The sequence below is a fragment of the Paraburkholderia sp. BL6669N2 genome (assembly GCF_003387275.1).
GTDB lineage: Bacteria > Pseudomonadota > Gammaproteobacteria > Burkholderiales > Burkholderiaceae > Paraburkholderia.
The window spans coordinates 1,181,138-1,193,765 of record NZ_QUNA01000001.1; the positions used below are offsets into that span (position 1 = coordinate 1,181,138).

The 12,628-nt window shown below is 59.7% G+C and carries 12 protein-coding genes and 2 pseudogenes; 4 read left to right on the forward strand and 10 right to left on the reverse strand.

From position 1 onward, the window contains the following. Positions 1–16: 16 nt before the first annotated feature. Positions 17–1,213, forward strand: a complete 1,197-nt coding sequence (locus B0G80_RS05340) for an acetyl-CoA C-acetyltransferase (protein WP_116117266.1) — start codon at positions 17–19, stop codon at positions 1,211–1,213. A 26-nt stretch (positions 1,214–1,239) separates the two neighbouring features. On the opposite strand, the gene B0G80_RS05345 is transcribed toward B0G80_RS05340, so the two are convergent. The 3 genes from B0G80_RS05345 to B0G80_RS05355 are packed head-to-tail and all read right to left on the reverse strand — an operon-like array spanning position 1,240 to position 3,528. Next, a complete protein-coding gene (locus B0G80_RS05345) occupies positions 1,240–2,094 on the reverse strand; it encodes an enoyl-CoA hydratase/isomerase family protein (RefSeq protein WP_116119529.1) in 855 nt (284 codons plus the stop codon). Positions 2,095–2,129: 35 nt separating this feature from the next. After that, entirely contained in the window at positions 2,130–2,294 is a 165-nt protein-coding gene (locus tag B0G80_RS05350; protein ID WP_106285272.1) for a rubredoxin, read from the reverse strand. Positions 2,295–2,325: 31 nt separating this feature from the next. Further along, entirely contained in the window at positions 2,326–3,528 is a 1,203-nt protein-coding gene (locus B0G80_RS05355) for a cytochrome P450 (protein ID WP_116117267.1), read from the reverse strand. Positions 3,529–3,650: 122 nt separating this feature from the next. On the opposite strand from B0G80_RS05355, the gene B0G80_RS05360 reads away from it, so the two are divergent. Together B0G80_RS05360 and B0G80_RS05365 are read left to right on the forward strand one after the other, a co-directional pair. After that, positions 3,651–4,556 carry an SDR family NAD(P)-dependent oxidoreductase gene (locus B0G80_RS05360; RefSeq protein ID WP_116119530.1) on the forward strand — a complete coding sequence of 302 codons (906 nt, stop codon included), beginning with the start codon at positions 3,651–3,653 and terminating at the stop codon, positions 4,554–4,556. Between the two features lie 105 nt (positions 4,557–4,661). Next, positions 4,662–4,886, forward strand: coding sequence for a hypothetical protein (locus B0G80_RS05365; protein ID WP_116117268.1), 225 nt, complete (start codon positions 4,662–4,664; stop codon positions 4,884–4,886). A 96-nt stretch (positions 4,887–4,982) separates the two neighbouring features. On the opposite strand, the gene B0G80_RS05370 is transcribed toward B0G80_RS05365, so the two are convergent. From B0G80_RS05370 to B0G80_RS05395, 7 genes and pseudogenes are all read right to left on the reverse strand, one after another. Continuing rightward, on the reverse strand, positions 4,983–5,798 hold the full coding sequence (locus B0G80_RS05370) for a CoA ester lyase (RefSeq protein WP_116117269.1): 816 nt from the start codon (positions 5,796–5,798) through the stop codon (positions 4,983–4,985). A gap of 66 nt (positions 5,799–5,864) precedes the next feature. Further along, positions 5,865–6,723: pseudogene (locus tag B0G80_RS05375) on the reverse strand (MaoC family dehydratase N-terminal domain-containing protein). 9 nt (positions 6,724–6,732) lie between these two features. Beyond that, a complete protein-coding gene (locus B0G80_RS05380) occupies positions 6,733–7,896 on the reverse strand; it encodes a serine hydrolase (RefSeq protein ID WP_220377440.1) in 1,164 nt (387 codons plus the stop codon). 45 nt (positions 7,897–7,941) lie between these two features. After that, positions 7,942–8,703 carry an enoyl-CoA hydratase/isomerase family protein gene (locus B0G80_RS05385; RefSeq protein ID WP_116117270.1) on the reverse strand — a complete coding sequence of 254 codons (762 nt, stop codon included), beginning with the start codon at positions 8,701–8,703 and terminating at the stop codon, positions 7,942–7,944. Beyond that, entirely contained in the window at positions 8,700–9,446 is a 747-nt protein-coding gene (locus B0G80_RS46625) for a GMC family oxidoreductase (RefSeq protein ID WP_258878948.1), read from the reverse strand. The genes B0G80_RS05385 and B0G80_RS46625 overlap by 4 nt, the downstream gene beginning before the upstream one ends. A gap of 33 nt (positions 9,447–9,479) precedes the next feature. Continuing rightward, positions 9,480–10,299 (reverse strand): annotated as a pseudogene (locus tag B0G80_RS46630) (GMC family oxidoreductase); the annotation flags it as partial. Between the two features lie 133 nt (positions 10,300–10,432). After that, positions 10,433–11,677: a cytochrome P450 gene (locus B0G80_RS05395; RefSeq protein ID WP_116117271.1), complete on the reverse strand. Its 1,245-nt coding sequence runs from the start codon at positions 11,675–11,677 to the stop codon at positions 10,433–10,435. Positions 11,678–11,871: 194 nt separating this feature from the next. On the opposite strand from B0G80_RS05395, the gene B0G80_RS05400 reads away from it, so the two are divergent. Further along, positions 11,872–12,621 carry a TetR/AcrR family transcriptional regulator gene (locus tag B0G80_RS05400; protein ID WP_116117272.1) on the forward strand — a complete coding sequence of 250 codons (750 nt, stop codon included), beginning with the start codon at positions 11,872–11,874 and terminating at the stop codon, positions 12,619–12,621. The last annotated feature ends 7 nt before the right edge of the window (positions 12,622–12,628 follow it).

Sequence of the window (12,628 nt, forward strand, 5' to 3'; positions counted from 1 at the left end):
ATTTGAAGAGAACCCTATGAAACGCGCAGCGATTGTCTCTCCAGTACGAACGCCGGTCGGCACTTTCGGCGGCAGTTTGCGCAGCGTGCCGGTCGAAGAGCTCGGCGCTCTGGTTACCAAAGAGATCTTGAAGCGTAGCGGGCTCGATCCCGCTCGCATCGATGACGTAGTGTTCGCGCAGTCTTACGCGAACAGCGAAACGCCTTGCGTTGGGCGCTGGATCGCATTGCAGGCAGGATTGCCGGTGCAGGTGCCAGGCATGCAACTCGACCGCCGATGCGGCGGCGGACTCCAGGCGCTCGCTACGGCAGCGATGATGGTCCAGACAGGTGCCGCCGACGTTGTGCTCGCAGGCGGGGTAGAGAGTATGAGCAATATCGAGTACTACAGCACCGACATGCGTTGGGGCGCACGCGCGGGTTCGGTGCAGTTTCACGATCGGCTCGCGCGCGGCCGCGAACGCTCACAGCCAGAGGAGCGTTTCGGTCACATCTCGGGCATGATCGAAACGGCCGAGAATCTCGCAAACGACTATCACATCAGCCGGGAGCAGGCGGACGAGTATGCGGTGCGCAGCCACCGGCGCGCGGCCGAAGCGTGGGGGTCGGGTCGCATGGCCGATGAAATCGTACCGGTCTTGGTCCCGCAAAAAAAAGGCGCCCCCCGGCTCTTCGACAAAGACGAAGGATTCCGCGAAGACGCTAGCATGGACAGCCTCGGCAAGCTGCGCACGCTAATACCCGGAGGCACCGTCACAGCGGGTAATTCCAGCCAGCAAAACGATGCGGCAGCCGCCTGTCTTGTGGTCAGCGAAGACAAGCTCGAGGCACTGGGGCTGGAGCCGATGGCCTGGTTCAATGGCTGGGCCGCAGCGGGTTGCGAGCCGTCACGTATGGGCATTGGTCCAGTGGCCGCCGTTCAGAAACTGATGACACGCACAGGGTTGTCGATCGATCGGATGGATCTGGTCGAACTCAACGAAGCATTCGCCTGCCAGGTGCTTGCCGTGCTCAAGGGATGGGAATGGAACGATCCAGACCGGCTGAACGTCAATGGGTCTGGCATCTCCCTGGGCCATCCGATCGGCGCGACAGGTGTTCGGATGATGACCACTTTGCTCTTCGAGTTGCAACGTCGCAAAGGCCGCTATGGTCTCGAGGCGATGTGCATCGGTGGTGGCCAGGGTTTGGCCGCTCTGTTCGAGCGTGCCTGAGCTGCGGCGCCGGACGGGCGCCCACCTCACTTTCGATTGAGAAAGCGCTCGCGTCGAATGCGCACGTCATCTGAAGCCATCAACGCGTCGTAAATGGCACGCGCCGTTTTCATCCCCGTTTCGAAGTCGACACATTCGACGGCGGCGCCGATCGCCACAAGTGCCTGCGCATGCACGGCGCTTCCGACCTCTTGCCCGATGAGATAGGCGCGTGCCTCTTCAAGCACCTTTGCAGTGTGATTTGTCACGACCGGCAGATGGCGGATCAGCGGTAACGAAATGTCATTGCGCTCGACGAGTGAATGCGCCAGCTGCACAGCCGAGGTCAAAGCCTGACCGTGTCCGACGATCCGATCGAACAAGGCGGTTCCCGCAAACGCCGACGCCGGTTCCATGCGAGCCGACAGAATCATATCGATTACGCGTCGAAGGCCCAACGCCCGTGGCAGGCGTTGCGTACCCGACAGCGGAATGGTGCCAAGTGCGACCTCTGGCAGACCAATCTTGGCATCGGCCTCGACGACGCGATAGTGACATACCAGCGCCGTCTCCAGCCCGCCACCCACCGCCATGCCATGAATGGCGGCAATGACAGGCTTGTTCATCGACTCGATCATCGGGTGAACATGCATCGACAGTCCAGGCGATGCGGCCGCCGCAGGAGTCCCGAATTCGCGGATATCTCCTCCGGCGCAAAAGCCTTTGCCGCGGCCGGTAAGGATGACAGCTCGCGCATCTTCATCCGCTCGAGCCTGTGTGAAGGCTCGCAACAAACCCGACCGCACCGCAACGCTTAAAGCATTAACCGGCGCAGAGTCGATCGTGATGGTTGCAACGCCGTCGACACAAGCGTAGCGCACATCGGTGTCGATATCGGCCATTACCAACGGCATCTGGGGTTAGCCCCGGCCCTGAATCAAACCTCGATCATGATGAAGTCGCCCTTCCCTGCCCCGCATTCCGGGCAAGCCCAGTCGTCTGGAATGTCAGCCCAACGCGTACCAGGCGGAAAACCTTCAGCCGGGAGCCCGATCGCTTCGTCATAGAAAAAGCCACAGAAGATGCATTGCCACTGTTTCATAGTTGTCGATCTGCTATTTGATTGAAGAGACTCAGGTTCCGACTTTCCAGGTCAGCGGCAGGTACAGCATGCCGTTTACCGCGCCCGAGCCGCACCGTGGTTTGTCACCGTCACGAATACTGAAGTCGGGAATGCGCTTCAACCATTCCTGCAAAAATACCTTGATCTCAGTGCGCGCAAGAAACGATCCGGGACACCGATGCGGCCCATTTCCGAATGCCGCGTGCAGCACCGGCTTGCGGGTCAGGTCGACCTCGAGCGGATTGGCAAACTTGCGATCATCCAGGCCGAACAACGAATTGGGCAACTGGATCTGATCACCCTTCCTCAGCGTAACGCCCTTGTAATCCGTGTCTTCAGTAACGATCCTCGCCGTATTCGCCACACCGAACCGGCGAATCAGTTCGTCGACAGATGAAACCATCAGTTCAGGATGCTCGATGAGTTGCCGCCGGTGGCCCGGATTCTCTGCCAGAAAACGGGCCACGAAACCCATTAGAGACGCGACAGTATCGAGGCCGCCGAAAAGCACGACGATGAACATGCCGAACATGCGCTCGGGGCGCATTGGCTCGCCGTCGATCTTTCCATTCGCGATCAGACTGACCAGATCTGCGCTCGGGTTGGCCTGGCGTTCAGCCACCCACTTCGAGATGTAGCCGCCGAGCAGATTCTGCGATTCGAGCCGCTCATCGACCGTGCCACGCACCGCCATCTCGGCCCATTCCAGCAGCCGTTCGCGGTCACCCAGCGGAAGGTCGGCAAGACGCAGGAAAATCACGATGGGCAAGATCTTGGCGAATTCGGAGACGAACTCACATTCACCACGTGGCGCCAGCTTTTCAATCAACTCCACTGCGAGGTTTCGCGCGTCCTCTTCGACGGACGCGATTGCTTTCGGCAGAAACGAAGGCGAAATCAGATTCCGGTAAGCGGTATGCTCGGGCGGATCGAGCTCAAGGGGCACCAGCTGCGTCTGCTCCAAAGACGGAATATTGACGCTGCGATGCGAGAAATGCGTATGGTCCTTCTGCATCGCCTCGATGTCTTCCCCACGCGTCGCGATCCAGTGCCCACCATAGTATGGAGACCAGACTATGTCGGGGCCTCGGTGCAAAGCCTTCCATGCGAGATGAACGTCATCGGAGGCGCCCACCGGATTCATGTAGTCAAAATCCACCACCAGCTCATCCGGCACGTGGTCCGGCACGCTCCAGTTCTCTGGATAACTCATTCGCGGGTCTCCTTGCGGCTCGAACCCGAGTCGCGTCACGTTCAAAATATGCAACGATGTTCAGTTTTGCTATTATAGGCACACTAACTTTCTACATCAACGCCTAACGAATGGAGACGACGGTGAGCGATATCGTGAAGGATAAGGTTGTGGTCGTAACGGGAGCCGGAGCCGGCATCGGGCGCGACTTCGCGCTTCAGTTCGCGGCGGCTGGCGCGAAGGTGGTGGTCAACGATCTGGGACGGCACGCGCAGAGCGGTGAGTTCGCGGCGGATCGAGTCGTGGCGGAAATCAAGGAAGCGGGTGGCCAGGCCGTGGCCGCTACCGATAGCGTCGCCGAATGGGAATCGGCACAAAAAATCGTGCAGGCCGCGCTGGACACGTTCGGGCGGATCGATTGCGTGGTGAACAACGCTGGTATTGTGCGCGACCGGATGTTCTTCAACATGAGCCCGGAAGAATGGAAGGCCGTCGTCGACGTACATCTGAACGGCTCGTTTTTTGTGGCAAGAGCTGCCGCGCCGCACTTCAAGGCCCAGAACGGCGGCAGCTACATCCACATGACATCCACCTCCGGTCTGATTGGCAATATCGGCCAGGCCAACTACTCGGCCGCCAAAATGGGGGTCGTCGGTCTATCGAAGTCGATAGCGCTCGACATGGCGAAATTCAATGTGCGATCGAACTGCATTGCACCGTGGGCGTGGACTGCCATGACCGCTTCGATTCCGTCCGAAACGCCGGAACAGAAAGCCCGAGTCGAGATCATGAAAAAGATGGAGTCCCGCAAGGTCGCGCCGCTCGCGGTCTACCTGGCGTCGGACCGTGCGGCAAAGGTATCAGGGCAGATTTTCGGTGTTCGAGCGAACGAGATCTATTTCTTCAATCAGATCCGGATGGTGCGCTCTCTGCACCGCGACGCCGGCTGGACACCGGAATCGATCGCCGATCAGGTTATGCCCGCCTTCGAATCGAGCTTCTTCCCGAATGTGCCGTCGCTCACACTGACGCCTTGGGATCCGGTCTAAGTTAAAGTCTCATGCTCCCGGCCGTTCCAGGCGGAGCAATCACCAGGGCCGGCCGCGCCTGCGGCTGGCCGTAGCAAACAAGACGACAAACAGAAACTGATCCGCATGGTCAACGCCATTGTCGCGGGCACTGCCGACGCGTCGACGGTCTTCATCGTGCACCAGCATAAGCAGACCAACAAAGCGGCACTCCGACTCGTCGTCGGCAAGCCGCACACCGCGGCGACGTTCTCTCTTTGGGTCGGAATGTTTCCATCGGTGCTGTGCTTCTCGGCTTTAAGTGGAGTTTCGGTGAATTGTTCCTCGCTCTGTCAGTACCGATTGGTCTAGCCATTATCGCGGCCTACATCAAGGGCTGTCATGACATGTCAGAAGAGGAAGCAGTCCTGCGCGGCGCTCACGGGCGTTGAAGCGGGCGTGTACGCGCTACTTGCCTGCTGGTTGGTTCCGGATCATCGCTAATTGGCGCTGAGCTTTAAGGAGAACAGGCAAATCCACCATCCGGCCGTTCACCGAGACCGCACCGCCACCTGCGCGCGCGAACGCCTCAACCACCTCGCGAGCGTGCGCGAGATCTTCTTCACTTGAGTTGAAAGCCGCGTTGACATGTGGAACCTGCTTCGGATGGATGCAGAGCTTGCCGCCGAAACCGAGGCCTCGCGCATTCAATGAATCGCTTGCAAGTTGGTCCATGTTATCGAGTGCGACGGTCACTCCATCCACCGGCGGCAACAAACCGGCGACTCGGGCCGCAAGGACAACGCGGGAGCGCGCATAGAGCAGCGCCTCCCGGGAGCCGGAGCAGTCCAGATCGAGTTCGAAATCGACCGAGCCGAACACAAGGCGCTCTACGCCAGGCATCTTCGCAACCTCGAGTACCTGCCACACGCCCAAAGCCGATTCGATGATGGGTAATATCGGTTTCGCGGTCAGACGCGCGACGGCTTCGAGGGCCGACGCGCTTTCCGCCTTAGGCAGTACGACGCCGTCGATACCGTCTCGCGCCAGCAACGCCAGGTCATCCTCAAACCACGGCGTACCGAAACCATTGACGCGCAGTAGCACGCGCGCAGACGATGCGCCAAACGTTGTCACCGCATCGGCGACATGTTGACGAGCCTGCCCCTTGTCGGCTTCACTAACCGCATCTTCGAGATCCACTATCACTGCATCGGCGCCAGAAGCAAGCGCCTTGACGAAACGCTCAGGCCGGATAGCCGGAACAAAAAGAAAGGAGCGCATAGTGCCTCGGGAAAGTAAAAGGTTACCTGGCAAAGTAATAGCGTGGTACGCCATATGAACGATCGGCTAGGCAAGCACCGCATCGGCTTCCATCCGCAACGTACCGTCGTTGCCGGCGATCCACAACCTCACCGTCTTCCCTTGGTCTCCATCAGTTTGCCCGCAAACAAAGAACGGAGCAGTATCAATCACCGGGCTCATTGCACGAAACGAATAAGCCTTGACCGTCTCTTCCGGTAATTCACGATGCAAAAGATCGAGCAGCAACGTGGCTAGCAGCGGGCCGTGCACGACCAGTCCCGGGTAGCCTTCCTGCTCCACCGCATACGGCCGGTCGTAGTGGATGCGATGGCCGTTCAATGTCAGCGCTGAATAGCGAAACAGAAAAAACCGGATCTGGATGAATCTCACGCTTCCATTGCGCGCTCTCCGGTGCCGCTCGCAGTATCGGCGGCACTTCGCTAGCGGCTGGATGATCCCGATAGACAATATCCTGGCGCTCCGTCATCGCCAGGCCCGCGGCATCATGAACCTCGTGCAACACCTTAACGAATACGAGATCGCCACTGCGGCCGTTTTTGTAGGTCACATCCTCGATCGTCGAGAATCGAGTGATCTTGTCCCCTGCTCGCAAACGCCGCGAAAAGAGAAGCTGACTGCCTGCCCACATACGTCGGGGCAACTGGACTGGCGGCAGAAATCCACCACGCTTAGGATGACCGTCTGGCCCCACGAGCGACTGTCGGTGAACAGGCAAAAAATAGAGCCAGTGCCACAAAGGCGGCAACGCGTCCCCTGGCGCAAAAGGTTGGCGGTCGTGGTCAAGCGCCGCGGCAAGCGCGTTCATTGGTGTGAGAGCAAGCGTGTCTGCGACCGTCTCGCGCTTGCCAACCCATTGCTGCAAATAGGCGAGATCAATTGGCATGACAAGAACCTAGCTCAAATTTAACGCCTGACGTACCGCCTGTGCGATAGGCAGCAATGGGTCTTCGTCCGGCGAAGAAGGGTTGAAGAGTTTGTTGTGGCAGATCGCGACCGCAAGGCCAGTGTCAGGATCGGCCCAGCCGATCGAGTTTCCCTGCCCTGGATGACACAACGCGCGCGGCGACTGAACGGCGGTCACCGGTGGGTGCATCCCACCGAACCAGAACCCGCCGATGGTGATCGGAATCGGAAATCCGAACATAACCGGGTCGGGTTCCTCGCTGTTCGCCCGCGGCGTATTCAAGGTCGCAACAAGTTCCTTCGACAGCACCCGTACGCCATCGATTTCGCCACCGCCCGCCAGCATCGCCCAGAAGCGCGCTTCGCTTCGCGCGTTGAAGATGCCTCCCACTCCGGCCACCTCTGCGCGACGCACGTCGCGCCGTTCGAATACCGTTGGGTTCAACGCAACCTGCTCAGGCATGGAGGCCAGAAAAAGCGGCGGCAGATATTCAGGCGGCACCGGCAACATAGCGTCCGTGAGCTTTGCAATGCGCGACTCGACTGCATCCGGGATGCCAATCCACAAGTCGGCGATGCCTAACGGCTGCGCAATTTCGTCGCGCACGAATCGCCCCAACGAGCGCTTCTGCGGATCGGCCCGTCTAACCAGTTCACCGACGATCCATCCGAACGTCATCGACAGATAGAGCGTTTTCGTACCCGGTTCCGCTAGAGGCTCCAGGTCGGCAATCGCGGCTGTCATCCAATTCCAGTCGCACATCAGCTCGGGCGTCACGCCTTCTGGCATCTGCGGCACGCAGGCACGATGCGTCAACACGTCTCGAACCGTCGTGCGCGCCTTGCCGCGTGCGGCATATTCCGGCCAGTAGCGCGCAACGGGTGCGTCGTAATCGATGTGGCCGCGATCGACCAGGATATGCAATGCGGTCGCTGCTACGGCCTTGGTGACGGAATAGACGTTGAAAAGCGTTTCGCCGTCCACGAGGCGTCCCGTGCTCGGATCGGCCAAACCGCTCCACGCGTCAATCACCAGCTTGCCGTCCAGATAAGCCGCGACCTGGACGCCGATCTCGCCGCCTTCGCGAGTCGCATAGTCCAGCGCCCGCTGAACGATCTCTGCGCCGTTACACTCTTGCACCGATTTGTTCACGCCGTGTCTCCTCGATAAAGGTTTCGCGGCCTCCGGCCGCGACGTTCAAACCGTTGCCGCGATACCCGCCAATCCCTCCAGCGCGAGTCCGTAGCCTAGCTCGGCGACCATGCGGCGCTTGAAGGGATGGGAAAAAACAGTGCGCGTGTAACGCAGCGTTTCGATGGGCTTCGCAGCCAGTTCTCCTGCCAGCTCCCAAGCACGCTCGAGTAGGCGCCCGGGAGCAAGCACTTCGCTGACGACACCGAGTTCGAGCGCTTGCAGCGCGGAAAGATGCTGACCAGTAAGCAGGAAATATCGACTGCGGTTGGGACCGAGCAACATCGGCCAGACAACCTGAACCCCGTCTGCCGGTACGACGCCATGTACGAAATGTGCCTGATCGGCAATGTCTGCATGCTCCGCGGCTAGCACGATATCTGACAGTGCAAGCAGTTCCGCGTGAATGTGCGCTGGGCCGTTGATCGCGCCGATCACCGGAACCGGAATATCCAGCAGCTGCATAAGGAGGTCCAGCCCCTCTCGCTGGAGCCGCGGCCAGATCTTCGCCATCGGCTCTGACGGTAACTCGGCGTAGTTCATGCTATCGCAGAAGGCATCGCCCGTACCCGTCAGGATGACGACCCGGTTTTCAAGGTCGCGCGCGACCTGATAGAACGCCTCGCCGAGTTGCGTATGGATGCTTCCATCTAACGCGCCCCATTTGAGCGGTCCGCCATCGGTATGCAACTGGATCAGAAGAATGCCGTCGCGTCTGTCGAGACGAATGTTTGCATATCGGTCGCGATACTGATCAAACCGGGTCATCGTGCGTCCTCCAGAATCAGATCGGCAGCCCGCCACGCCATTGCCATCATCGGGCCGTTGGTATTGCCGGAAATCATCGTCGGCGTAACCGACAGATCCATCACGCGAAGGCCGTCAACGCCGCGAACGCGCAGCCGGGAATCAAGTACAGCGAGGCTGTCCGTACCCATCTTGCAGGTACCGCAAGCGTGATAACCCGACTGACCTTCGCGCCGGTACAATTCGAGAATTTCGTCGTTAGACTGAATGGCAGAACCAGGTCGCGTCTCGCCATCCAGCAGGCTCGCCAAGGGGTCTGCGGCAATGATTTTGCGCATCAGCCGGAATGCGTTGACCGCCATGCGCTGATCGTATGGATCGGCAAGATAGTTGCCGGTCACCTCGGGCGGCGTAGCGCGATCACCGGAAACAATTCTCACGTGCCCCTGGCTCTCAGGCCTGAGCGGATAGCTGAACAGCTGCATGCCGGGGAACGATTCGAACCCGTAGCCGGCCGCATCGAAATCCAATGAATACGGCGCCATCATCAGTTGCACGTCAGGCCGCGTTGCATCAGGCGCGGTTTTGACGAAGCCGCCCACTTGATACGAACCCAGTGCCAGTACGCCGCTGTGGAACAGAAAATACCGCAGCGCGTTGCGCCACAAACGCACTCCAGCGAACTCACGGTTCTGCGAATCGCGCCAATGCTTGAGACGCGCTTGAACCATATACAGCAAGTGTTCGCGCAGGTTCTGGCCCACGCCATGACTTTCCGCGACCACACGGATACCCAGCGACCGCAGATGCTGCGGGTCACCCACGCCCGACAGCTGCAACAGCCGCGGCGACTCCAGCGCGCCCGCTGAAAGCACAATCTCGCGGCGTGCCCGGTACGCGGTGTCGACACCACCTCGCTGGCACTGCACGCCCACGGCCCGCGGGCCCTTGAATACGATCCGGCTGACTTCGGTACCTGTGACTACCGTCAGGTTCTTGCGCTTCCTCGCGGGCTTGAGAAACGCTTCAGCCGAACTGCCTCCGTCCATTGCGGATCGTGTAGGTCAAGTACGCGACGCCTTCGTGGTCGAGCCGGTTGATGTCCTCAACGCGCCGTACGCCGAGCGACCGACAGGCCTCGAGGACCGCTTCGCCGAGACGGTTGCGTTGCGCGTACAGTGACACCTTCAGCGGACCGCCTTCGCCGCGCAGTTCATCGGCACCGAGCGCGTGATCTTCGATGCGCCTGAAGCAGGGAGCTACGTCTCCCCAGCTCCAGCCTTCAGCGCCCTGCGCTGCCCAGCCCTCATAATCCGCTGGATGGCCGCGCATGTAGACCATGCCATTGATACTGCTTGAACCGCCGAGCATCTTGCCGCGCAACCAGACCTCATTTCTATGTCCATTGCCGTTGTCCGGCTGAACAGGAATGAACCATGCGTGGGCGGGATCGCCAAGCAACTTTCCGAACCCTTTTGGCATCCTGATCAATGGATCGGTATCCTCCGGACCCGCCTCTATCAGCAAAACCTCATGGCGCCCGCTCGCTGACAGGCGGTTGGCCAGCACGCATCCGGCTGCCCCCGCCCCCACGACGATATAGTCGAACTCGGTCATCAGTTCAGTCTCCGACGGCTTTTTGAACGGTCTCGCTTCGGGCGATCTACCAGCGTTCCGGGCCGCGTGTTGTTGTACCTGTAGCGTCAAGACCCGGCAGCAAATGCTTGCTGGCCCCTCACGCCCTTGATGCTCAGTCAAATACAATCGGGATCGAGTGCGGGACGCGCATCATGATTCCATTGATCTGCGGAGCAGGTGCCGCCGGATCGAGACGCAGGTTGGGCAAGCGGTCAAGGACCGCGTTGAGCGCACGTGTCATCTCGACGCGCGCCAAATGCTGGCCAATGCAGACGTGCGGCCCATACGCAAAAGCGAAATGCCGATGCGTGCTGGTGCGGAAAATATCGAATCGGTCGGGATCCGCGAAACGGCTGGGATCTCGATTGGCGCCGCCGGCCACCACGTCGAGGAACGCCCCTGCGGGAATATCGACGCCTCCCAGTGTCACATCGCGCGCAGCCATGCGTGATTGCATCAACACCGGTCCATCCCAGCGCAGCGCCTCTTCAATGGCACGTGGCACAAGTGTGCGGTCCGCGCGCACGGCGTCGAGTTGATCCGGATCCCGCAACAAGCCAAGCAACAATACGCTCGTCGCACGGTAAGTCGTATCGCCGCCTGCGTTCACCAGTTGCCGGAGGAACGAAATGACGACCTCTTCTGGCAAGCGTTCGCCGTCGACCTCAGCCGTCGCCAGCATACTGACGAGGTCATCGCCAGGGCTCTCCCGACGTTGCGCGACGAGTTGCGCGAAGTACTTGCCGAGCTTGGCAGAGGCTTCGACTCCGTGCTCGATATCGACCGAGACGAGGGTCTGCGCGATAGCAAGCTTGTGAAATACCTTAACGTCCTCCGGCGGCAGCGCCAACTGACGGTAAATGATGTTGAACGGGTAATGAAGTGTGAATTCGTGCACGAGGTCGGCATGGCCGCGACCGACGAACTTCTCCATCAGGTCGTTCACTACCGGGTCGACCAGCGTGTCACCCCATGCGGCTACCGTGTTGGGCAAGAACGCCTTCTGGAAAATCCGCCGATACATCGGGTGCTCTGGCGCATCCATCGTCGAAATGCTACGGCCAAAACTGATCCCAATGTTGCGTTCGTAGGACCGGTTCGAAAAGGTCGCCGGATCGCCTAACACTTGCGCGACCTCGGCATAACCAAACACACAATAGTGCTCGACGTCGGACATTGTCAGGTCGGCATGCGTGCCCATGAGCACACGATAATCCCCCTTCTGCACTGAACCCTGCTCGCGCAATGCCGCGATGCGTGGATAAGGATCGGTATCTGCGCCGTAGGCCAATGAATCTTCGAAGAAGGGATTGAACGCTGGATCGTCGAAATCCTGAAGTCTCATGTGATTGCCCATGATGCCGTCTCCTGTTATTGAGGTGATAGGGCACGAAAAACTCGCGCGCAAGAGCCCTACCCGAGTGCTAATATGTGAACTATGTTCGAATTTGCACGATTGTGCAAGAGAGAATTTTTATCTGCGGATCGTGTTGAAGTCAGCGACATCGGCTACCGTCGCTGTCCCGCCGATTTGCTACAGGGAAGCAAGTCATGCCGCGTTACAGCAACAGTTCCGTATGTGCCGCAACCACGGCCAGGCTTGTCGCAGCGAGCGCGCCTGCTGCAAGCACGCGACGTACGACAGCCGAGCGCATCCTCGACACCGCCGAAGAATTGTTCGCACTACATGGTTACTTCGGCACATCGATCCGCGACATCATGCAAGCCTGCGAGCTGGAATTCAGTCTTGCGCGCTATCACTTCGGGAGCAAGGATGCCCTTTTCCGCGAAGCGATTGGACGGCGTGCAGCAGTCATCAGCCAGCAGGTGACCGAATCGCTCGATGAATTGCTGGACAGCACTCATGACGCGCCGCCGAGCATCGGTGCGATTGTCACCGCCCTGTCGGCACCCGCATTCGCGCATTTGAAAAGCGGCGACCGCGGCTGGCACAACTACCTTCGTCTGCTGACCCAGAACAGTTGTTTGCTCGAACGGCCCGATCTGACGGCACCTTTCTACGACCAATATGCGGCCACCGCGGCGCGTTATCGCGAAGCATTCGCGATCGCACTACCCGGGGCGGACCTCGACACGATCAGACTGATGCAGAGCTTCGTCGAATCGGTATTTCATCTGGTGCTGAACGAGCTATACGCGCGCATCACGAAAGCAAGCTCAACCGTCGGCGCTTCGCAACTGTCGTCAGTGGAGATTGAAAGCATGCATTCGTACCTCGTCCGCTTCGCCACGGGTGGCATCGATGCACTTGCCCGGCCGGCCCATTCGTCCCCGGATTAGCGAGCAT